Consider the following 19,902-nt stretch of genomic DNA (forward strand, 5'->3'; position numbering starts at 1 on the left):
GCCAACCACCTGGCCGCCGGGTTGCGAAAATGCGCTGATGCCTTGCGCTCGGTGCTCTTGCCCCCATGCCCCGGTGCGGGGTAAGAGCGGTGCGCAACAGAATGTTGGCAAGAGGGCAATTCATGCGCAGAGTAGTCGTAACGGGGCTGGGGTTGGTGACGCCATTGGCCAGTGGAGTCGAAGAAAGCTGGTCGCTTCTGCTGGACGGGCAGTCGGGTGCCGGACCGATCCGGCAATTCGACGCCGCCGCGAGCGGGGTTACAACCACCTATGCCTGCGAAGTGCCCCGGGGCGATGGCAGCGATGGCACGTTCAACGCCGATGAATGGCTGGCGCCGAAAGAGCAGCGCAAGATTGACGATTTCATTCTTTTCGGCATCGCCGCTGCCGACATGGCCGTCAAGGACGCGAACTGGACACCGGAAGGCGAAGAGGATCGGCTGCGGACCGGGGTCATGATCGGGTCGGGCATTGGCGGTCTGAGTTCCATTGCCGACACCGCGGTCATGATCAAAGAGAGGGGACCGCGCCGCGTGTCGCCGTTCTTTATTCCCGGTGCCCTGATCAACCTGATATCCGGTCAGGTCAGCATCCGGTTTGGCTTTAAGGGCCCGAACCATTCGGTGGTGACCGCCTGTTCGACCGGGGCGCATGCCATCGGCGATGCCGCGCGATTGATTCAGCATGGCGACGCCGAGGTGATGGTTGCCGGCGGCGCCGAGGCCGCGATCTGCGAAATCGGAATTGCCGGCTTCAATGCCTGCAAGGCGCTGAGCACGAAATATGCCGACGACCCCAAGGCGGCGAGCCGCCCGTATGACACCGACCGCGACGGGTTCGTCATGGGCGAGGGTGCCGGTGTCGTGGTGCTGGAGGAATACGAGCACGCCAAGGCGCGTGGGGCAAAGATCTATGCCGAGGTTCTGGGCTATGGTCTGTCCGGTGATGCCTATCACATCACCGCGCCGTCCGAGAACGGTGAAGGCGGCGAACGATCGATGCGGGCAGCCTTGGCCGATGCCGGACTGGAACCCAAGGACATCGACTATATCAACGCGCATGGCACCAGCACGATGGCGGACACCATCGAACTGGGCGCCGTTGAGCGGATGATGGGAGATGCGGCGGGCAAGGTGACCATGTCTTCGTCCAAGTCGATGACCGGGCATCTGTTGGGGGCGGCGGGCGCGATCGAAGCCATCTTCAGCATTTTGGCAATCCGCGACCAGGTGGCGCCGCCGACCATCAACCTGGACAATCCGGCGGTCGAAACCTTGGTGGATCTGGCCCCTAACACCAAACGTGAGCGCGAGATCAACGTGGCGCTGTCCAACTCGTTCGGTTTCGGCGGAACAAACGCCAGCGTCATCTTCGGGAAAGTCAGCTGATGTGGCGCGGTCTGGCCTCGAATATGTTGACCTTTCTGATCGTGGGATTGTTCCTGCTGGTCGGGGTCGTGATTTGGGGCCAGTCGCAGTTCACCGCAGCAGGGCCTTTGCAGCAGGCGATCTGTCTGCGGGTTGAGCGTGGCTCGAACATGACCAAGGTCAGCCATATGCTCGAAGCGCAGGATGCGGTGACGAATGCCACCATTTTCCGACTGGGTGCGGACTATTCCGAAAAAAGCGATCGGTTGAAGGCAGGCAGTTTCCTGATCAGGCCGGGCGCGTCGATGGAACAGATCGTCGAGCAGGTGACGCGCGGGGGGGCCAGCACTTGCGGCACCGAGATCGTCTATCGTGTGGGCGTGACCCGGACCGAGGCGCAGGTGCGTGAGTTGGACCCGGAAAGCGAGCAGTTCATCGAGGTGGCGGCCTTTGATCCGGCAGCGGGCAGCGCGCCGGTGGCCTATCAGGAAAAACGCGCCTTGGCGGATACACGGTACCGGATCGCACTGGCCGAGGGCGTAACCAGCTGGCAGGTGGTCGAGGCGCTGAAATCCATGGAGATGCTGACCGGTGAGATCGCCACACGCCCGGATGAGGGCCGGCTGGCGCCGGACAGCTATGAAGTTTCGGAAGGCGCGGACCGAAATGCGGTCCTGGCCCGAATGCAGGAGGCGCAGAATCTGCGTATTGCGGCTGCATGGGAGAGCCGGCAGCCGGGCCTGCCGCTGAGCAACCCCGAAGAGATGCTGATCTTGGCTTCGATCATCGAAAAGGAAACTGGGGTGCCCGAAGAACGCCGGCAGGTGGCCAGCGTGTTCATCAACCGCCTGAATCAGGGCATGAAATTGCAGACCGATCCGACGGTAATCTATGGGCTGACTAAGGGGCAGGGCGTTTTGGGGCGCGGTCTGCGGCAGAGCGAGCTGCGCCGGCAGACACCGTGGAATACCTATGTCATCAACGGTTTGCCGCCGACTCCGATCGCCAACCCGGGCAGGGAAAGTCTGCAGGCGGCGGTTGCTCCTGAGGATACGGATTATCTGTTTTTTGTGGCGGACGGCACTGGCGGTCATGCCTTTGCCAGTTCGCTGCAGGAGCACAATCGAAATGTGGCGAAATGGCGTGAGATCGAGGCTGGGCGAGCCAATAACTGAGGTCTGGGCGCAGTGCGCCAAAGCCGCTCTGGTATAGTTGAAATTATCATTTTGTTAATGATACCGTACGGTTAGGGAGTTGATGGGCGCTGAAATCGCTTGACTTAGCGAGCGGTCTCGCGTATAAGTTGTGTCATGCTAGAAGAAGTAGGCGAGCGGCCGCGGGATACTGTCCCGTCGGCCGTTTTCTGTTTCTCTCGTGCGGAAAATGTTCAACGCATGAGGTAGATGAGCAAATATGACTTTGATTACCCCGGAGGAGCGCGTCTTGCGGACGGCCGAATTGTTTCGGTCGGTCGAGGAGTCGCTGCAAAGATTGCGCCAGCAGGCGGAAGACCTGCGAAAGCAACTTGAAGCCGGGGAGGACACAGATTTGTTGGATGGTAGCAAGCAGGTTGCGGCAGTCGAAAGGCTGATCGGAACTTGCCAGAAGGTGGAGACTAGCCTTGTCGAGCAGCAACAAAAACAAGCGGGAATCGTCCGGGGCGGATACGCTCTTGACCTTAACGCCGCTCGGGTTGAGGTCGGGTGCCGATTGGCTCGCCTCAGAACCTGTCGCGATACGTGACCTGTTCCTGGAAACACTTGGGGAGGGAGGGCTTTGCGCCCTCCCTTTTCTTTTCGAGTTCTGGGCGCTTGAACATCAATTGCCGCCCGAAGGAAACTGGCGCGCCTGGGTGATCATGGGTGGCCGGGGCGCGGGAAAGACCCGGGCCGGTGCGGAATGGGTGCGCAGCCAGGTCGAGGGCGCCCGCCCTCTGGATCCGGGCAAAATGAAGCGGGTGGCACTGGTCGGTGAAACCTATGATCAGGTGCGCGACGTTATGATTCAGGGTGACAGTGGTATTCTTGCCTGTTCACCCCCCGATCGAAAACCTGTCTGGAAGGCAACCGAGCGCAAGCTGATCTGGGACAATGGCGCCGAGGCGCAGGCGTTTTCGGCCAGCGACCCCGAAAGCCTGCGCGGGCCGCAATTCGATGCCGCCTGGGTCGATGAACTGGCCAAGTGGAAAAGGGCCCGGGAGACCTGGGACATGCTGCAATTCGCCTTGCGTCTGGGCGATAAGCCGCAGGTCTGCGTGACCACCACGCCGCGCAATGTCGGAGTTTTGAAGGAACTGCTGAGTGCCTCGTCGACGGTGGTGACCCACGCACCGACCGAGGCCAATCGCGCGAATCTGGCCGCGAGTTTTCTGGAAGAGGTCCGCAGCCGCTATGCCGGCACCCGGCTGGGGCGGCAGGAACTGGATGGTGTGTTGTTGGCGGATGCCGAGGGGGCGTTGTGGACCACGGATATGGTGCAGGCTGCACGGATCGGCTCGGTGCCCGCACTGGATCGCGTGATCGTGGCGCTGGACCCGGCGGTGACATCCGGTACGGGATCGGATGAATGCGGGATCATCGTTGCCGGCGCTCAGACCCAGGGGCCGCCGCAGGATTGGCGCGCCTATGTGCTGGCAGATCATACGGTACAGGGCGTCGGGCCAACGGGGTGGGCACGCGCCGCGATTGCGGCGATGGACCGGTATGGCGCCGAACGGCTGGTGGCCGAGGTGAACCAGGGCGGGCAACTGGTCGAAGAGGTGATCCGCCAGGTGGATCCTCTGGTGCCTTTCAAGGCGGTGCATGCATCGCGGGGCAAGAGCGCCCGGGCGGAACCGGTGGCGGCGCTGTACGAGCAGGGCCGGGTGCGGCACGTCAGGGGGCTGGCCGAACTGGAAGAGCAGATGTGTCTGATGACACCGCGGGGATATGAGGGACCGGGCAGCCCGGACCGCGCAGATGCTTTGGTCTGGGCGCTGCACGAGTTGATGATCGCGCCGGCGGCGCAATATCGGCGCCCGCGCATTCGCACCCTTTGATGCAAGCATCACGCCCGGCCTGATTGGCTGTCGGCGGGTGTTGCGGGACCACCGTACGGTGGCTTTTTCGAATTTTACCAAACATCGGGCAAAAGGTTCGCAACGGACCGGTCGGCGCGGATCAGACGCCCGGCGATGATCAAATAGGAGCGTCAAATATGGTTTTTGATTTCTTGCGTCGTGGCGCGGGGGCCGAGGTGCCAGAGACCAAGGCAAGCGCGACGCGGCCCGTGATCGCTTATCACAATGCTGGTCGGGTTGCCTGGAGTCCGCGGGACACGGCATCTCTGACGCGCACCGGCTTTGCTGGTAACCCGGTCGGGTTTCGCTCGGTCAAGCTGATTGCCGAAGCGGCTGCGGCTCTGCCGCTGGTCCTGCAGGATCGCAGCCAGCGCTATGACGTACATCCTGTTCTCAGCCTGATGCGTCGACCGAATACGGCACAGGGCCGCGCGGAACTGATGGAGTCGCTGTTTGGCCAGTTGCTGCTGTCGGGCAACGCCTATGTCGAAGCGGTCATGGGAGAAGGTCAGCTGCCGCTGGAACTGCATGTCCTGCGGTCGGACCGGATGAAAGTGTTGCCCGGTGCGGATGGCTGGCCTGTCGCCTATGAATACAGCGTCGGTGGCAAGGCGCACCGGTTCCAAGCCACCGGCCAAGTCTCGCCGATCTGTCACATCAAGTCGTTTCACCCGCAGGATGACCACTACGGGTTTTCGCCGATGCAGGCGGCAGCGATGGCGGTGGACGTGCACAACAGTGCATCGCGCTGGTCCAAGGCGTTGCTGGACAATGCGGCCCGTCCAAGTGGCGCGCTGGTCTATAACGGCTCGGACGGGCATGGCTCGATGGCCGATGACCAATTCCGGCGCCTGTCCGAGGAAATCGAGGCGAATTATCAGGGAGCCCGCAACGCGGGACGGCCCATGGTGCTGGAGGGCGGGCTGGATTGGAAGCCGATGGGGTTCTCGCCCAGCGACATGGAATTCCAGAAAACCAAGGAATCGGCTGCACGCGAGATCGCACTGGCCTTTGGAGTGCCGCCGATGCTGATCGGCATCCAGGGCGATGCGACTTATGCCAATTACCAGGAGGCGAACCGCGCCTTTTATCGGCTGACGGTGCTGCCGCTGGCCACCCGGGTTGCCTCGGTCCTGAGCGACTGGCTGACCCAGTTCAGCGGTGAAGACGTGGAGTTGAAACCGGACTTGGATCAGGTTCCGGCCCTGGCTGCGGAACGGGATGCACAATGGTCCCGTGTGAAAGGCGCCGACTTTCTGACCGAGGCGGAGAAGCGTGCATTGCTGGGTCTGCCCGCCTTGCCCGAAGGCGGTTCGGATGGATGACAAGCGCAGCAAGTTCGAACCGTTTGAATGCGGGCCGGGGCTGATGCTGGCGGCGCATGAAAAGGTCAGCAAGATCCACCACGACAATCTTTTGCAGCGGTTGGGGCGGCTGGAAGAGATGATGGAACGCCTGGAACGCCGGTTGTGGCTGGCCGTCTATGGCGTCGTGGCGGTGATCCTGGGGCAGGCGGTTCAATCCTTTGTCGTCGCCGTGCCCTGAGACGCGAAAAGAAACCGGATAACAAGGAGTGTGTCATGGAAACGGACACCGGGCTAGAGCACAAGTTCGCCAGGTTTGGCGACGGGCTGAGCGTCACCGAAGACGCGGTGATCTCAGGCTATGCCAGCCTGTTCGGAGAGACCGATCAGGGCGGCGATATAGTGCAAGAGGGCGCCTATGCGGTGTCGATCAAAGGGCTGGAACGGAGCGGCCAACGGGTCAAGATGTTGTGGCAGCACGATCCGGCACAACCGATCGGTGTTTGGGACGAGGTGCGCGAAGACGCCAAAGGCCTGTGGGTCAAGGGGCGGTTGTTGGACAGCACGCAAAAGGGGCGTGAGGCCGCAGCCCTGATCGCGGCGGGTGCCATCGACGGTCTTTCGATCGGCTATCGCACACAAAAGGCAAGCAAGAATGACAAGGGCCAGCGGCTCTTGACCGAACTGGAGCTTTGGGAGGTGTCCTTGGTGACCTTTCCGATGCTGCCCAGTGCGCGAGTGGCGGCCAAGGGCGACAGCCTGGCGGCGGAAGCCACTTTGCGTGAATTGGCGGCGACACTGGAGAGTGCGCGGCTGGAGCTGGCGCGCCGATAACCGCGCCTTTTTCTCACCCACAGACAGGATGTTCCGATGAACAAGACCGACGGATCGGCCATGGCCGGCGATGGTGTGCCCCTGGTTCAGGAGGTGAAGCAGGCGATGACCGGCTTCGTGAGCGAATTCAAGGGCTTTCAAGATGAAATCGAAAAGAAACTTCAACAAACGGAAGAGCGACTGACCATGCTGGATCGAAAATCTCAAATCGCGGCGCGTCCGCATCTGTCTGCTGCCACCGACGAGGGCGCACCGCACCAGAAGGCTTTCAATGCCTATCTGCGTTCGGGTGAAGACGAAGGCTTGCGCGGTCTGGAGCTGGCCGGAAAGTCGATGTCGACCGCTGTCAACAGCGATGGCGGCTATCTCGTGGATCCCCAGACTTCTGATGCGGTTCAGTCGGTGCTGCATTCGACCGCTTCGATCCGGGCAATCGCATCGGTTGTGAATGTCGAGGCGACCAGCTTTGACGTGCTGGTGGACCACACCGATGTCGGTGCCGGCTGGGCGACCGAAACCGGCCCGCAGTCGGAAACCGATACGCCGCAGATCGACCGTATCACCATCCCGCTGCACGAGCTGAGCGCCCTGCCCAAAGCAAGCCAGCGTCTGCTGGATGACAGTGCCTTTGACATCGAAGGCTGGCTGGCCGGCCGGATCGCTGACAAGTTCGCACGTGCCGAGGCGGCCGCATTCATCAATGGCAACGGTCAGGACAAGCCGCGTGGCATTCTGGATCACGCCAAGGTCGACAACGATGTTTGGACCTGGGGAAATATCGGTTACGTGCCCACCGGCATTGATGGGGATATCGGCGGCGGCGACGCAATCGTCGATGTCGTCTATGCGCTGGGGGCGCAGTACCGGGCCAATGCGAGTTTCGTGATGAACTCGAAGACCGCCGGGCTGGTGCGCAAGCTGAAGGATGCGGATGGCCGTTTCCTTTGGTCCGACGGTCTGGCCGCCGGCGAGCCGGCGCGCCTTATGGGATACCCGGTCGTGGTCGCCGAGGACATGCCCGATGCGGCGAGCGACGCCTATGCCATTGCCTTTGGCGATTTCAACAGCGGTTACACCATTGCCGAGCGGCCTGATCTGCGTGTGTTGCGGGATCCGTTCAGCGCCAAGCCGCATGTCCTGTTCTATGCCACCAAGCGCGTCGGCGGCGATGTTTCGGATTTTGCCGCAATCAAGCTGCTGAAATTCGGCGTCGCCTAAGCGGCACCGAATGCAGGGCCGGGCAACCGGATCTGTGGTGGGCACGCGTCAGGACAGACCCTCCTTGTTGTCTAGCTGCTCCCCTCCGTCCGAGCAACTTGGGGCGGCGCGTGTCCACCAAATCAGGATGAATTGGCCCGGAGGGGGCCGAGCTTGCGGAGTGAAGTGATGATGTTGATTGAAGAGGCCACCGTGTCCGATGCGGCTTTGCCGGTGGCAGAGTTCAAGGCGCATTTGCGTATGGGAACCGGGTTCGGCGAAGACAGTCTGCAGGATAGTGTCCTGAGGGGTTTTCTGCGTGCTGCTATCGCGGCCATCGAAGCCCGCACGGGCAAGATTCTGATTTCCCGCGACTTCACCTGGTCCTTGACAGGCTGGCGGGATCGGGCAGGCCAGGTTCTGCCGGTGGCACCGGTAACACACATCACCGGAGTGACGCTGATTGACGCGCTGGACAGGGAAACGGTTCTGCCGGACGAAAAATTCCGGCTGGAGCCGGACAGCCAGAGACCGCGCCTGCGCCCCATCGGAAGCCTTTTGCCGCTGGTCCAGACCGGCGGTGCGGTGCGCATCGGGTTCACCGCCGGTATTGCGATGGATTGGGGCAGTCTGCCGGCTGATTTGGGGCAGGCGGTTCTGTTGTTGGCCGCGCATTACTACGAGTATCGCAACGAGACGACTCTGAGCGACGGTTGCATGCCGTTTGGTGTGACCAGCCTGATACAGCGATACCGCGCGATGCGCGTCGGGATCGGAGCCGGCCAATGAGTTTGCCGCGTTTGAATCGCAGGCTGGTCCTGGAGGCGCCACAGCGCGTTCCGGATAATGCCGGGGGCTACTCTGAGAACTGGATCGGCCTGGGTGAACTTTGGGCGGAGGTCCGTCCGAAAACCGGACGGGAGCGCGCCGAAGCAGGGATCTCGGTCGCGTCGGTTCCATTTGACATCATTGTTCGCGCAGCTCCGCAAGGGTCGGCGGCACGCCCACGACCGGAACAGCGGTTTCGCGATGGCAGTCGTCTGTTTCGCATTCGGGCGGTCGCTGAACACGATTGGGACGGACGATTTCTGACATGTTTTGCGGATGAGGAGTTGGTGGCATGAGCTATTGCATGGCAAGCGCACTGCAAGCAGCGGTGTTTCAGTGCTTGCGCACCGATCCCACCGTCAGCGGGCAAGTCGGAAACGCGATCTATGACGCAGCTCCGGTGGGCAACATTCCCCCGCTTTATGTCTCGCTTGGACCGGAGGCGGTCCGCGACAAGTCGGATGCGAGCGGCCACGGTGCAGTTCATCGCTTTGTAGTTTCGGTGGTCACCGATGAGGCGGGATTTGGCAAGGCAAAGTCGTTGGCTGCGGCAATCAGCGATGCGTTGGTCGATGCGGACCTGACCCTGAGCCGCGGTCGCCTGGTGGGGCTGTGGTTTGAGCGCGCCAACGCAAGGCGCACCGGCAGGGCCGGACGGATCCGGCGCATCGATCTGAGATTTCGTGCGCGCCTGGAAGACAGTTAAGCAATCAATCTTAGGAGACTCGATATGGGTGCTCAGAACGGCAAGGACCTTTTGGTCAAAGTGGATATGACCGGCAATGGCGTGTTCGAAACCATCGCGGGGCTGCGCGCGACGCGGGTCAGCTTTAATGCGGAAAGCGTGGATGTGACCAGCCTGGAGAGCCAGGGCGGTTGGCGCGAGTTGCTGTCCGGCGCGGGTGTGAAAAGCGCGTCGATCTCCGGCTCGGGTGTTTTCAAGGATGCGGGTACGGACGAACGGGCGCGCCAGTTGTTCTTTGACGGAGAGATGCCGGGTTTTCAGGTGATCATTCCTGATTTCGGCATTGTGGAAGGTCCGTTTCAGGTCACTGCCATTGAGTATTCCGGAAACCATGATGGCGAAGCGACCTATGAATTGTCCATGGCCAGCGCCGGAGCGCTGAGCTTTACGGCACTTTGATCCGATGGCCAATCCGTGGACGGGAGAGGTGGCTTTGGTCATCGATGGAGAGCGGCGGGTGCTCAAGCTGACGTTGGGCGCATTGGCCGAACTGGAACAGGCGCTCGATGCGCCATCTCTGGTGAAGCTGGTGGAGCGGTTCGAAAGCGGCACGTTTTCAACCAGGGATGTTCTGGCCTTGATCTTGGCGGGACTAGGGGGCGGTGGCGTCGACATTACTGCCGCTGAACTGGGGCGGGCCGAGATAGAGGGGGGACCCATGAAGGCGGCACGTGTGGCCGCCGAGTTGCTGGCACGGGCGTTCATGTTGCCGGGTGAAACATGACGCGATTTGACTGGCCGGCTCTGATGCGGGCCGGGATTCAGGGATTGCGGTTGCGGCCAGAGGATTTCTGGCGGCTGACCCCCGCGGAGTTGCGTTTGATGTTGGGGCAGGGTGGCGCGCAGGCGCCCCTTTCCCGGGCCGGGCTGGACGCCTTGTTGGCGGCCTACCCGGACAAGGAACAAGGAGAGTGCGATGACTGATCGGGACGGAATATCCGATTTGGACGACCGCGCGGAAGCGCTGGAGGACAGCCTCGGCGCAGCGGCGAACATGGCGGCGGGATTTGATAGCGAGCTGCGCCGCATGCGCGAGTCCCTTGGAGCGACTGGAAAGGATGTCTCGACCTTGGAACGTGGCTTGTCCAAGGGGCTGCGGCGGGCGTTCGACGGCGTTGTCTTTGACGGAATGAAACTGTCGGATGCCTTGGATACCGTGGCGAAATCGATGATCCAGACCACCTACAACGCTGCGATCAAACCGGTTGCGAACCATTTTGGCGGTTTGCTGGCGCAGGGCGTCAACGGGATGGTCCAGGGCATACTGCCCTTTGCCGATGGTGGCAGTTTCTCGCAGGGGCGTGTCATGCCCTTTGCCAATGGCGGAGTGGTGTCCAGCCCGGTGACATTTCCGATGCGGGGCGGCACCGGGTTGATGGGTGAGGCCGGACCGGAGGCGATCATGCCACTGGCCCGCGGTGCAGACGGAAAGTTGGGTGTGCGCAGCGCGGGGGCGCAGGCTGTTAATGTCGTGATGAACATCACCACACCGGACGTGCAGGGGTTCAACCGCAGTCAGGGACAGATTGCGGCCCAGATGAGCCGAGCATTGGGCCGCGGCAACCGCAACCGCTGAATTCGGATCGGAAGGGGAAATGGGATGAACTTTCACGAAGTGAGATTTCCTGCATCGCTGAGCTTTGGCTCGGTTGGCGGGCCTGAGCGCCGCACGGACGTTGTGACCCTGGCAAACGGGTTCGAAGAACGGAACACGCCATGGGCGCATTCCCGTCGTCGCTACGATGCGGGAATGGGGATGCGTTCGCTGGATGACGTGGAAACGCTGATTTCGTTCTTCGAAGCTCGTTGCGGGCAGATGTACGGTTTTCGCTGGAAGGATTGGTCGGACTTCAAGTCGGGCCGTCCCTCAGGGGACGTTGCATTCAACGACCAGATCATTGGCACCGGCGATGGGAGCCGCACCGAGTTTTCTTTGATTAAGACATATCAATCCGGTGCGTTCGATTATGCCAGACCGATTTGCAAGCCGGTGGCGGGAACGGTCCGAGTTGGTGTCGGGGACAGCGAGTTGCGCGAAGGCACTGATTTCGACGTGGACGTGTCGACGGGACTGATCCGCTTTGGTCTGGCCCCCGAGCATTCCCTGGCCATTACTGCCGGATTCGAATTCGATGTGCCGGTCAGATTTGACACGGACCGCATCCACACCAGCGTCGCGACCTTTCAGGCGGGGGACGTTCCAAGCGTTCCGGTAGTCGAGGTGCGGGTCTGATGGCTGCGATGAATGACACGTTCCGGGCGCATATCGAAACCGGGTTGACGACGCTGTGCCGTTGCTGGGCCATAACCCGAAAGGACGGTACGGTTTTTGGGTTCACCGATCACGATAGGGCGCTAGCCTTTGATGGGATCGAGTTCAAAGCGGATTCTGGTCTGTCGGCTTTGGCTCTGCAGCAGAGCACGGGCCTGTCGGTCGACAACACCGAAGCGGTAGGTGTCCTGAGTGACGCGTCGGTTCGAGACGAAGAAATCGTCGCCGGACGATTTGATGGTGCTGAAGTCCGGGCCTGGCTGGTCAATTGGGCGGACGTCAATGTGCGGTGGCTGCAGTTTCGTGGCCATATTGGCGAGCTGCGGCGCTCGGGTGGTGGTTTTCAGGCAGAGCTACGCGGCTTGACCGAAGCGTTAAATCGCCCGATGGGCCGTATCTATCAAAAACCCTGCACGGCGGTACTGGGTGATAACGGTTGCCGTTTCGGTTTGAACACGGCGGGGTATTTCACCGAACGGCCCGTTGAGCAGGTCACCGACACACGCGAATTTCAGTGGCAGAATATGTCGGAATTCGAGCCTGGCTGGTTTGCGCGCGGTCGCCTTGTGGTTCAGTCGGGGCCTGCTGAGGGTCTGTGGGGTATGATCAAGCAGGATCGGTTCCAAAACGGTGCGAGAGTGATTGAACTGTGGGAGCCCATTCGGTCTCAGGTTTCGGAGGGCGATGTCGTCCGATTGGAAGCTGGGTGCGACAAACGCATGGAGACATGCCGAAAAAAGTTCAACAATATTCTGAATTTCCAAGGATTTCCGGACATTCCGGGCGAAGACTGGATGATGACCGTTCCAAAGCAAAATGGAACCAATTCAGGTGGGAGTCTGCGGTAATGACCGATCAGGACCAAGTTGTGCAGGCGGCAAGAAGCTGGATCGGCACACCCTATTGCCATCAAGCGTCGCGACGGGGTGCTGGCACTGATTGCCTGGGTCTGGTGCGGGGAATTTGGCGGGAAATCATCGGCGAGGAGCCCGAGGCCGTTCCAGTGTATTCCATGGATTGGTCCGAACCGCAGGGCGAAGAGCGCCTTTGGGTTGCGGCTGGGCGTCATCTGATCAGATGTTCAATGGTCCGATCCGAACTGGAACCCGGTGACGTGGTTCTGTTCCGGATGCGGAGCGGGTCGGTTGCCAAGCATCTTGGGGTCGTCTCGGAAACCGGGAACTGCGCCCGGTTTGTTCACGCCTACGCCGGATACGGCGTTGTCGAAAGTCCCCTGAGTGCGCCATGGAAAAGGCGGATCGTGGCGCGTTTCAAATTTCCTCGGGAGGAGCAGTAATGGCGACGATACTACTTTCAGCTGCCGGAGCGGCAGTCGGCGGATCTGTGGGCGGCACGCTGGCGGGACTGTCCACCGTGGCCGTTGGCCGCGCAGTCGGTGCCACAATGGGACAGGTCATCGATCAGCGGCTTTTGGGCACCGGATCGGAGCCGGTGGAGACCGGACGTGTCGACCGGTTCAGATTGACACGGGCGGGTGATGGAGAGCCGATTGCGCAGGTTTTTGGCAGAATGCGTGTTGGCGGTCAGGTCATCTGGGCATCTGATTTCATTGAAACTGCCAGCAAGACAGGCGGCGGTAAGGGAAGCCCCAGCACACCAAAGGTGACGACATACAGCTACTCTGTCTCGCTGGCGTTGGCAGTTTGCGAAGGCGAGATCTCGACCATCGGGCGTGTCTGGGCCGATGGTGAAGAGGTCAGTCGCGACGAACTGAACCTGCGCATCTATTCGGGTTCGATGGATCAGTTGCCCGACCCGGCCATCGAAGCGATCGAAGGAGCAGGGAACGTTCCAGCCTATCGAGGGACAGCCTATGTTGTTATGGAAAACCTGTCCTTGGAGCGGTTCGGAAATCGGGTGCCGCAGTTCTCTTTTGAAGTCCTTCGCACCGAGCAAGGCGACTCGCCGAGTGTCGACAGCGACCCCGCTCGGATGATCAAGGGAGTCGCGCTGATGCCAGGTACCGGCGAATACGCCCTGGCGACGACGCCGGTTTATTACAGCAAGGGGCCGGGCAGCAGTTGGGCCGCGAACAGCAACAGCCCGTCCGGAAAGACCGATTTTGAGACCTCTTTTGACACTTTGACTGAAGAACTGCCCGGGTGCGATGCGGCCTCTTTGATCGTGTCTTGGTTCGGCAATGATCTGCGTTGCGGTTCCTGTGAAATTGCCCCCAAGATCGAGCGCGCAGAAGTCGACGGCAGCAACATGCCATGGGAAGTGGCGGGCAAGACACGTACTACGGCTGAAGAGATCGCTCGACAGGATGGCAATCCGATCTACGGCGGTACGCCCGCCGATGCGGCTGTCGTCGAGGCGATCAGGTATATGAACGCAGCGGGCCGGCGTGTGATGTTCTATCCCTTTATCTTGATGGATCAAGTCGCCGGAAACGGGTTGAAGGACCCCTGGACCGGAGCTGCTGACCAGCCGCCATTGCCTTGGCGTGGTCGCCTGACTTTGTCGGTCGCGCCGGGAAGAGATGCTTCGCCGGATGGTTCGCTGGCCGCGGAAAACGAAGTTTCGCAGTTTTTTGGAACGGCGCGTGCCTCGGACTTTTCGGTCGGCGATGGTGTTGTGCAGTACAATGGTCCGCAGGAATGGGGACTACGGCGTTTCATCCTGCACTATGCGGCCTTGTGTGCCGCAGCTGGCGGCGTTTCTTCCTTTTGCATTGGTTCGGAAATGCGCGGGTTGACGCAAATCCGCGGGAGCCAGGGGTTTCCGTCGGTGTCTGCCCTGAAAGAACTTGCGGCCGAAGCTCGGTTGCTGCTGGGGCCAGGGGTTAAGATTGGCTACGCTGCCGACTGGTCCGAGTACTTTGGGTATCAGCCCCTGGACGGCAGTGGCGATCGGTATTTTCATCTAGACCCGCTGTGGGCCGACGACAATATCGACTTCGTTGGGATCGACAACTACATGCCCTTGTCGGATTGGCGGGATGGTGATGATCACGCCGATGCCGCATGGGGTAGCATCTATGATCCGGCTTACCTGACAGCCAATATCGAGGGCGGCGAGGGATATGACTGGTACTATTCCTCGCCCGAGGCGGAGGCGTCTCAAACGCGGTCGCTGATCCAGGATTCGGCATTCGATGAGCCTTGGATCTGGAGATACAAGGATATTCGGAACTGGTGGAAAAACGCACATCATGAACGGATTTCGGGTGTTAGGCAGAGCGCGCCAACGGCTTGGGTGCCGCAGTCCAAGCCGATTTGGTTCACGGAATTGGGATGCGCAGCGCTGGACAAGGCCACCAATCAGCCGAACAAGTTCGTCGATCCGAAATCGTCGGAATCTGCGTTTCCACGCGGCTCAAACGGCCTGCGGGATGATTTGATTCAATGGCGATATCTTCAGTCGGTGCTGGGGTATTGGGGCGACACGTCAAACAACCCCGAATCGGATCTGTATGCCGGGCGAATGATCGACATGGACAATGCCTATGTCTGGGCATGGGACGCACGTCCGTTCCCGAGTTTTCCGAACAATCGGGAATTGTGGAGTGATGGGGGGAACTATGCGCGCGGTCATTGGATCAACGGCCGCATCGGTGGCCGTTCCCTGGCATCGGTTGTGGATGAGATTTGCCGCAAGTCCGGAGTCCCGGCTGTAGATACATCACGACTGGAAGGAGTTGTGCCGGGTTATGTTGTCGAGCAAGTTTCGGATGCGCGCAGCGCCCTGCAGCCCCTGATGCTAAGATACGGCTTTGATGCGATTGAACGAGACGGAGTTCTGCGCTTTGTCATGAGGGACGGCAAGTCCGCTACGGTATTGGATGAACAACATCTGGCGGAATCTGGTGAGCTCGATGGGGTGATTGAGCAGAGCCGCGATGCCGAAGCCGAAATCACGGGAAGGGTCAGGGTGCGGTTCATTCAATCCGGCGCGAACCACGATATTGTGGCCGAGGAATCCGTGCTGTCAGATACCCAGACCCATGCCGTAACCTCTAGTGAATTGCAGTTAGCAATGACCCGGGCGCAGGGACGTCAGGTCGCAGAGCGTTGGCTGACCGAGGCGCGCGTTTCTCGTGACAAAGTCCGATTTGCGTTGCCGCCCTCCAAGATGAACCTTGGCGCGGGAGACGTTGTTCGACTGCCCTCGGACAGAGATGGGGGCAAGGCAGATTTCCGGATCGATCGGATTGAACAGTCCGATTTGCAGATCGTTGAAGCGGTCAGGATCGAACGCGAGGTTTATTCGCCGTCGGAAATGGCGGATGACGATCCGGGCGTGAAAACATTTGCGCCTCCGGCCCCGATCTTTCCGTTGTTCCTGGATCTACCGTTGATCGGTGGAGATGAAGTGCCCCATGCGCCTCACGTTGCTGCATCGGCGCACCCCTGGCCAGGTACTGTTGCAATGTACGCTTCGGCGTCGGATGACAATTATTCGTTGAGTGAGATCATCGCGAAGCGTTCCGTGATTGGTCGGACTGAAACACCACTGAAGCACGCGCAGGCCGGACTCTGGGATGAGGGCCAAGCTCTGCAGATCAAGCTGCTTTCCGGCGTTTTGGAATCCCGCAGCCGCGAGGCGATTCTGAACGGTGCGAATCTAGCTGCGATCGGAGATGGCTCGAGCGGCAACTGGGAGTTGTTTCAGTTCCAAAATGCCGATCTGGTCGAAAAAGATACCTACCGATTGTCCATGCGTTTGCGCGGGCAACTGGGCAGCGATGGGCTGATGCCAACGGTGTGGCCCTCCGGTTCGTGGTTCGTGCTGCTGGACAAGGCACCAGTTCAGATCGAACTGACAAGTGCCCAACGACGCATTGCCCGCCATTTCCGCATCGGACCGGCGCGACGCGGGTATGACGATCCGTCCTATACGCATCTCGTCGAGACCTTTGACGGAAACGGTCTGCGCCCTTATGCGCCCTGTCATCTTTGCATCAACGCGAGACAGAACGGTGATCTGCTGGTTGAATGGGTCAGGCGAACGCGCATCGACGGCGACAGTTGGGATCTGCATGATGTCCCTCTGGGTGAGGACAGCGAAGAATACCTGATCCGGGTCTGGAACGATGCGACCATGTTGCGAGAGGCCACGGTGACATCGCCCAGCTGGAACTATGCCTCTGATTTACAGTTGTCGGATAATTTGACCTATCCCGCACGGATCGAGGTCGCACAATTGTCGGCCCGTTACGGAGTCGGGTCATTCTCCAGTGTTGAACTAGAGGAGTAAAGAAGATGCGCCCCATATTGCACGGAGACGTGGCCAACGCAGCGCGTGCGCTTTTGAGCGTACCGTCGTCCCATCGCAAGGAACTGTGTCAACGCATGATCGTTCAGGCGGAAAGGGCGGACCGCTTTGTTCGAAAGGTCGGGCGGATGCATCCCTTTTGGGGGAACGGATCGTTGATGGCCGTTGCTCGCAGGCGCCCGTTGGTCGATGATCCTGGGTTCGACGATCCCGATTACTGCCAGTGTTTCGAGATGGTGTTGCGCGGACTGATCGAATGGAAGGCGCGTGTCGCGACCTGAACCCGTCGTATCCTGTTGCGGTGACCTTGATCTTTCTGATCAGCCTTCGTTTTAGGGTGTTTCGGTTCGTCGTAGAACGATCTGAGACTGGTTGCGTAGCGCACAGATGAGTTCATTGGGTCGCAAACCGGTTGTGCAGCGAATGCATTGTTCGGATATTCAACCCGTGGCGCAACTGATGCAGTTTCGCTACCGCTGAATTCAGGGGTAACCGTTTGGCTTGGATCGTTTTTCCGCAATCCATACAATGCCCGAACACACCCAATTCAATACGCAGCAAAGCGGCGCGCAATTTGGTCATCTGTTGATCATCGCGAACCTGTAGCGCGCGCGCCATTTTTGGTTTTGTAACGGCTCCATTCGGTTGAGACGGCCAACAGACTGCTGATCCAGGGGGGCGATGGCGTGGTTCGCCAGACCGCGGGCGTTCTTCTCGTTCAACCGGTCAATCAGTTCACGTGGTCTTTCGGCCATAAGTTCGGTGTGCGATCCATTCCATTCGGCAATTTCAACAATCACAAGTTTGCGTTTGGCATTTTCTGGAATAGATGCATATCCTGACACGAGACAAGGATGAACCGCTATGGCCGAAACCAGCAGCAAGATCGCCCCGGTGGATCCCGTTTGGAACCGGATCTCGGAGGAGGCCCGCGAGGCCGTCCGCAAGGAGCCGTTGATGGGCGGTTTGATTCACGCCTGTATTCTACATCACAAGACGCTGGAAAAAGCCTTATCCTATCGCATTGCGGCCAAGCTGTCTTCCAACGAGATGTCGATGGTCATTCTGCGCGAGATTGCCGATCAGGCCTTTGAAGGCGCGCCGCATCTGACCGAAGCGGCGCGGGCGGATTTGGTTGCCGTGTTCGAACGCGACCCGGCCTGTCATCGCCTTTTGCAGCCGGTTCTCTACTTCAAGGGATATCAGGCGATGCAGGCCTATCGTGTCGGACACTGGCTGTGGCAACAAGGGCAGCATGATCTGGCATATTTCTTTCAGATGCGGGTGTCCGAGATTTTCGGAATTGACATTCATCCGGCCGCAAGGATCGGTAAGGGCATCATGATCGACCATGCCCATTCCATCGTGATCGGAGAAACCGCGGTCGTTGGTGACAATGTGTCGATGCTGCATTCCGTGACCTTGGGCGGGACCGGAAAAGAAGAGGAGGATCGTCATCCGAAGATCGAGGATGGCGTTCTGATCGGGGCAGGCGCAAAGGTTTTGGGCAATATCAGAATCGGGCATTGCAGCCGCATCGCGGCCGGTTCTGTTGTGCTGAGTGACGTGCCCCCCTGCAAGACGGTTGCGGGCATACCGGCACGGATAGTTGGCGAAGCGGGTTGTGATCAGCCATCGGTCAACATGGATCAGTTGTTTTCCACACCCCGCTGAAGGGCCGGAAATACCGCCGAGGTGGCCGCGGTCTGCGGGCGCGGACCATGGTCCGCGCCGTGTCGGCTCAGGCCAGCATGGTCATCGGGTTTTCCAGGTTTCCGACAATGGCTTCAAGCAACTGGGCGCCCAGAGCCCCGTCAATGACCCTGTGATCCACTGACAGTGTGACGGACATCACGGTCGCGATCTCCAGTTCCCCATCTTTTCCAACAACCGGTTTCTTGATACCGGCGCCGACAGCCAGAATCGCCCCATGCGGTGGATTGATCACGGCATCGAAATTCTCGATACCGAACATGCCCAGGTTGGAAATGGCAAAGCTGCCGCCCTGATATTCATGCGGGGCCAGTTTTCGGTCACGGGCCCGGCTGGCCAGATCTTTCATTTCCGCCGACAGGGTGGACAAGGTTTTCTTGTCGGCGTCCTGCAGGACGGGCGTGAACAAGCCGCCATCGACCGCCACGGCCACGGCGACATCCGATGATTTGAGTTGCAGCATCCGGTCGCCTGCCCAGACCGAATTGGCCGCCGGCACATCCTGCAGGGCGAGGGCGCAGGCCTTGATGATGAAATCGTTGACCGACAGTTTCACACCTCGTGATTCCAATTGGCGGTTCAACTCGCCTCGGAATTTCAGCAGGGCATCCAGTTTGATCTCGCGACGCAGATAGAAATGCGGGATCGACTGTTTCGCCTCGGTCAGGCGGGCTGCGATGGTCTTGCGCATGCCATCCAGCGTAATTTCCTCGAAATCGCGTCCCTGATAGAGTTTCGCGATGGCATCGGCAGGCGGGGTAGCTGCTGCGGCGGGAGGCGGCGCGGAGGGTTTGGCTACCTCTGTTGCTGCTGCGGGAACAGCCGGCGCGGGTTGGCCATGGATGACGTCGACCTTGACGATCCGGCCATGCGGTCCGGACCCGGTGATGCGCGACAGGTCCACCCCCTTTTCGGCTGCGATACGCCGGGCCAGCGGCGAGGCAAAGATGCGCGCGCCGTCAGGTCCCTTGGCCGCGGCCGGTGCTGGTCTTTGCGCCGGGGGAGGCCCCGGCACGGGGGCCGGGGCGGGTTCTTCCGGCTGTGCCGGGGCGGCGGCAACGTCTTTCGTTGTGTTTGTGGTGCCGATGTCGTCGGCGCTTTCGCCCTCGGCCAGCAGAACGGCGATGGCGGTGTTGACCTTGACCGCCTCGGTGCCTTCGGGCACGAGGATTTTTCCGACGATTCCATCGTCGACGGCCTCAAATTCCATCGTTGCCTTGTCGGTCTCGATCTCGGCGAGAAGATCGCCCGAAGCGACGCTGTCGCCTTCCTTGACCAGCCATTTGGCCAGTGTTCCCTCTTCCATGGTCGGTGACAGGGCGGGCATCAGGATTTCAGTTGGCATG

Annotated in this window: 24 protein-coding genes; 21 read left to right on the forward strand and 3 right to left on the reverse strand. The window is 60.3% G+C overall.

What is annotated here, in order from left to right; translation table 11 throughout:
• The first annotated feature begins 122 nt into the window (after positions 1-122).
• The 20 genes from fabF (at position 123) to ACFMPD_RS17615 (ending at position 17,124) form a co-directional block, all read left to right on the forward strand.
• A complete protein-coding gene (fabF, locus tag ACFMPD_RS12360) occupies positions 123-1,388 on the forward strand; it encodes a beta-ketoacyl-ACP synthase II (protein WP_380994707.1) in 1,266 nt (421 codons plus the stop codon).
• Complete coding sequence (mltG, locus tag ACFMPD_RS12365; RefSeq protein WP_380994710.1) at positions 1,388-2,542, forward strand: endolytic transglycosylase MltG; 1,155 nt, start codon at positions 1,388-1,390, stop codon at positions 2,540-2,542. Before fabF ends, mltG begins: the two co-directional genes overlap by 1 nt.
• Before the next feature lie 238 nt (positions 2,543-2,780).
• On the forward strand, positions 2,781-3,110 hold the full coding sequence (locus tag ACFMPD_RS12370; protein WP_380994712.1) for a hypothetical protein: 330 nt from the start codon (positions 2,781-2,783) through the stop codon (positions 3,108-3,110).
• A gap of 1 nt (position 3,111) precedes the next feature.
• Positions 3,112-4,404 carry a DNA-packaging protein gene (locus tag ACFMPD_RS12375; protein WP_380994828.1) on the forward strand — a complete coding sequence of 431 codons (1,293 nt, stop codon included), beginning with the start codon at positions 3,112-3,114 and terminating at the stop codon, positions 4,402-4,404.
• 158 nt (positions 4,405-4,562) lie between these two features.
• Positions 4,563-5,750 (forward strand): phage portal protein, encoded by a 1,188-nt coding sequence (locus tag ACFMPD_RS12380; RefSeq protein ID WP_380994715.1) that lies wholly within the window; start codon positions 4,563-4,565, stop codon positions 5,748-5,750.
• Positions 5,743-5,970 (forward strand): GTA head formation protein, RCAP_rcc01685 family, encoded by a 228-nt coding sequence (locus ACFMPD_RS12385; RefSeq protein ID WP_380994718.1) that lies wholly within the window; start codon positions 5,743-5,745, stop codon positions 5,968-5,970. The genes ACFMPD_RS12380 and ACFMPD_RS12385 overlap by 8 nt, the downstream gene beginning before the upstream one ends.
• A 35-nt stretch (positions 5,971-6,005) precedes the next feature.
• A complete protein-coding gene (locus tag ACFMPD_RS12390) occupies positions 6,006-6,563 on the forward strand; it encodes an HK97 family phage prohead protease (RefSeq protein ID WP_380994720.1) in 558 nt (185 codons plus the stop codon).
• 36 nt (positions 6,564-6,599) lie between these two features.
• A complete protein-coding gene (locus ACFMPD_RS12395; RefSeq protein ID WP_380994723.1) occupies positions 6,600-7,781 on the forward strand; it encodes a phage major capsid protein in 1,182 nt (393 codons plus the stop codon).
• 168 nt (positions 7,782-7,949) lie between these two features.
• Positions 7,950-8,549 carry a head-tail connector protein gene (locus ACFMPD_RS12400; protein WP_380994726.1) on the forward strand — a complete coding sequence of 200 codons (600 nt, stop codon included), beginning with the start codon at positions 7,950-7,952 and terminating at the stop codon, positions 8,547-8,549.
• Complete coding sequence (locus tag ACFMPD_RS12405) at positions 8,546-8,884, forward strand: head-tail adaptor protein (RefSeq protein WP_380994728.1); 339 nt, start codon at positions 8,546-8,548, stop codon at positions 8,882-8,884. Before ACFMPD_RS12400 ends, ACFMPD_RS12405 begins: the two co-directional genes overlap by 4 nt.
• Positions 8,881-9,294, forward strand: a complete 414-nt coding sequence (locus ACFMPD_RS12410; protein WP_380994730.1) for a DUF3168 domain-containing protein — start codon at positions 8,881-8,883, stop codon at positions 9,292-9,294. Before ACFMPD_RS12405 ends, ACFMPD_RS12410 begins: the two co-directional genes overlap by 4 nt.
• A gap of 24 nt (positions 9,295-9,318) precedes the next feature.
• Positions 9,319-9,732 (forward strand): phage major tail protein, TP901-1 family, encoded by a 414-nt coding sequence (locus ACFMPD_RS12415; RefSeq protein WP_380994733.1) that lies wholly within the window; start codon positions 9,319-9,321, stop codon positions 9,730-9,732.
• A 4-nt stretch (positions 9,733-9,736) separates the two neighbouring features.
• The gene (locus ACFMPD_RS12420; RefSeq protein ID WP_380994736.1) at positions 9,737-10,057 is read left to right on the forward strand and encodes a gene transfer agent family protein; all 321 of its coding nucleotides are present in this window, start codon (positions 9,737-9,739) and stop codon (positions 10,055-10,057) included.
• Positions 10,054-10,257, forward strand: a complete 204-nt coding sequence (locus ACFMPD_RS12425; RefSeq protein WP_380994739.1) for a rcc01693 family protein — start codon at positions 10,054-10,056, stop codon at positions 10,255-10,257. Before ACFMPD_RS12420 ends, ACFMPD_RS12425 begins: the two co-directional genes overlap by 4 nt.
• Positions 10,250-10,909: a phage tail tape measure protein gene (locus ACFMPD_RS12430; RefSeq protein ID WP_380994741.1), complete on the forward strand. Its 660-nt coding sequence runs from the start codon at positions 10,250-10,252 to the stop codon at positions 10,907-10,909. Before ACFMPD_RS12425 ends, ACFMPD_RS12430 begins: the two co-directional genes overlap by 8 nt.
• Positions 10,910-10,933: 24 nt before the next feature.
• On the forward strand, positions 10,934-11,566 hold the full coding sequence (locus tag ACFMPD_RS12435; RefSeq protein WP_380994744.1) for a phage distal tail protein, Rcc01695 family: 633 nt from the start codon (positions 10,934-10,936) through the stop codon (positions 11,564-11,566).
• A complete protein-coding gene (locus ACFMPD_RS12440; protein ID WP_380994747.1) occupies positions 11,566-12,453 on the forward strand; it encodes a DUF2163 domain-containing protein in 888 nt (295 codons plus the stop codon). The genes ACFMPD_RS12435 and ACFMPD_RS12440 overlap by 1 nt, the downstream gene beginning before the upstream one ends.
• Positions 12,453-12,902 (forward strand): NlpC/P60 family protein, encoded by a 450-nt coding sequence (locus tag ACFMPD_RS12445; RefSeq protein ID WP_380994750.1) that lies wholly within the window; start codon positions 12,453-12,455, stop codon positions 12,900-12,902. The genes ACFMPD_RS12440 and ACFMPD_RS12445 overlap by 1 nt, the downstream gene beginning before the upstream one ends.
• On the forward strand, positions 12,902-16,825 hold the full coding sequence (locus ACFMPD_RS12450; RefSeq protein WP_380994752.1) for a baseplate multidomain protein megatron: 3,924 nt from the start codon (positions 12,902-12,904) through the stop codon (positions 16,823-16,825). Before ACFMPD_RS12445 ends, ACFMPD_RS12450 begins: the two co-directional genes overlap by 1 nt.
• A gap of 5 nt (positions 16,826-16,830) precedes the next feature.
• On the forward strand, positions 16,831-17,124 hold the full coding sequence (locus tag ACFMPD_RS17615) for a DUF7742 family protein (RefSeq protein ID WP_476463239.1): 294 nt from the start codon (positions 16,831-16,833) through the stop codon (positions 17,122-17,124).
• Between the two features lie 112 nt (positions 17,125-17,236).
• On the opposite strand, the gene ACFMPD_RS12460 is transcribed toward ACFMPD_RS17615, so the two are convergent.
• Both ACFMPD_RS12460 and ACFMPD_RS12465 read right to left on the reverse strand, forming a co-directional pair.
• Positions 17,237-17,425 (reverse strand): hypothetical protein, encoded by a 189-nt coding sequence (locus ACFMPD_RS12460; RefSeq protein ID WP_380994758.1) that lies wholly within the window; start codon positions 17,423-17,425, stop codon positions 17,237-17,239.
• Positions 17,422-17,688, reverse strand: a complete 267-nt coding sequence (locus tag ACFMPD_RS12465; protein WP_380994761.1) for a hypothetical protein — start codon at positions 17,686-17,688, stop codon at positions 17,422-17,424. The genes ACFMPD_RS12460 and ACFMPD_RS12465 overlap by 4 nt, the downstream gene beginning before the upstream one ends.
• Positions 17,689-17,707: 19 nt before the next feature.
• Here ACFMPD_RS12465 and cysE point away from each other — a divergent pair, with 19 nt between their 5' ends.
• Positions 17,708-18,517 (forward strand): serine O-acetyltransferase, encoded by an 810-nt coding sequence (cysE, locus tag ACFMPD_RS12470; RefSeq protein WP_380994763.1) that lies wholly within the window; start codon positions 17,708-17,710, stop codon positions 18,515-18,517.
• Positions 18,518-18,584: 67 nt separating this feature from the next.
• Here the strand turns inward: cysE and ACFMPD_RS12475 are convergent, their stop codons facing one another.
• Complete coding sequence (locus ACFMPD_RS12475; RefSeq protein WP_380994766.1) at positions 18,585-19,901, reverse strand: pyruvate dehydrogenase complex dihydrolipoamide acetyltransferase; 1,317 nt, start codon at positions 19,899-19,901, stop codon at positions 18,585-18,587.
• Position 19,902: the final 1 nt, after the last annotated feature.

It is taken from the genome of Sedimentitalea sediminis, from assembly GCF_042687825.1.
GTDB lineage: Bacteria > Pseudomonadota > Alphaproteobacteria > Rhodobacterales > Rhodobacteraceae > Sedimentitalea.

Coding starts and splice junctions, on each gene's coding strand:
- fabF (WP_380994707.1), top strand. CDS start 123: ATGCGCAGAGTAGTCGTAACGGGGCTGGGGTTGGTGACGCCATTGGCC.
- mltG (WP_380994710.1), top strand. CDS start 1,388: ATGTGGCGCGGTCTGGCCTCGAATATGTTGACCTTTCTGATCGTGGGA.
- ACFMPD_RS12370 (WP_380994712.1), top strand. CDS start 2,781: ATGACTTTGATTACCCCGGAGGAGCGCGTCTTGCGGACGGCCGAATTG.
- ACFMPD_RS12380 (WP_380994715.1), top strand. CDS start 4,563: ATGGTTTTTGATTTCTTGCGTCGTGGCGCGGGGGCCGAGGTGCCAGAG.
- ACFMPD_RS12385 (WP_380994718.1), top strand. CDS start 5,743: ATGGATGACAAGCGCAGCAAGTTCGAACCGTTTGAATGCGGGCCGGGG.
- ACFMPD_RS12390 (WP_380994720.1), top strand. CDS start 6,006: ATGGAAACGGACACCGGGCTAGAGCACAAGTTCGCCAGGTTTGGCGAC.
- ACFMPD_RS12395 (WP_380994723.1), top strand. CDS start 6,600: ATGAACAAGACCGACGGATCGGCCATGGCCGGCGATGGTGTGCCCCTG.
- ACFMPD_RS12400 (WP_380994726.1), top strand. CDS start 7,950: ATGATGTTGATTGAAGAGGCCACCGTGTCCGATGCGGCTTTGCCGGTG.
- ACFMPD_RS12405 (WP_380994728.1), top strand. CDS start 8,546: ATGAGTTTGCCGCGTTTGAATCGCAGGCTGGTCCTGGAGGCGCCACAG.
- ACFMPD_RS12410 (WP_380994730.1), top strand. CDS start 8,881: ATGAGCTATTGCATGGCAAGCGCACTGCAAGCAGCGGTGTTTCAGTGC.
- ACFMPD_RS12415 (WP_380994733.1), top strand. CDS start 9,319: ATGGGTGCTCAGAACGGCAAGGACCTTTTGGTCAAAGTGGATATGACC.
- ACFMPD_RS12420 (WP_380994736.1), top strand. CDS start 9,737: ATGGCCAATCCGTGGACGGGAGAGGTGGCTTTGGTCATCGATGGAGAG.
- ACFMPD_RS12425 (WP_380994739.1), top strand. CDS start 10,054: ATGACGCGATTTGACTGGCCGGCTCTGATGCGGGCCGGGATTCAGGGA.
- ACFMPD_RS12430 (WP_380994741.1), top strand. CDS start 10,250: ATGACTGATCGGGACGGAATATCCGATTTGGACGACCGCGCGGAAGCG.
- ACFMPD_RS12435 (WP_380994744.1), top strand. CDS start 10,934: ATGAACTTTCACGAAGTGAGATTTCCTGCATCGCTGAGCTTTGGCTCG.
- ACFMPD_RS12440 (WP_380994747.1), top strand. CDS start 11,566: ATGGCTGCGATGAATGACACGTTCCGGGCGCATATCGAAACCGGGTTG.
- ACFMPD_RS12445 (WP_380994750.1), top strand. CDS start 12,453: ATGACCGATCAGGACCAAGTTGTGCAGGCGGCAAGAAGCTGGATCGGC.
- ACFMPD_RS12450 (WP_380994752.1), top strand. CDS start 12,902: ATGGCGACGATACTACTTTCAGCTGCCGGAGCGGCAGTCGGCGGATCT.
- ACFMPD_RS17615 (WP_476463239.1), top strand. CDS start 16,831: ATGCGCCCCATATTGCACGGAGACGTGGCCAACGCAGCGCGTGCGCTT.
- ACFMPD_RS12460 (WP_380994758.1), bottom strand. CDS start 17,425: ATGACCAAATTGCGCGCCGCTTTGCTGCGTATTGAATTGGGTGTGTTC.
- cysE (WP_380994763.1), top strand. CDS start 17,708: ATGGCCGAAACCAGCAGCAAGATCGCCCCGGTGGATCCCGTTTGGAAC.
- ACFMPD_RS12475 (WP_380994766.1), bottom strand. CDS start 19,901: ATGCCAACTGAAATCCTGATGCCCGCCCTGTCACCGACCATGGAAGAG.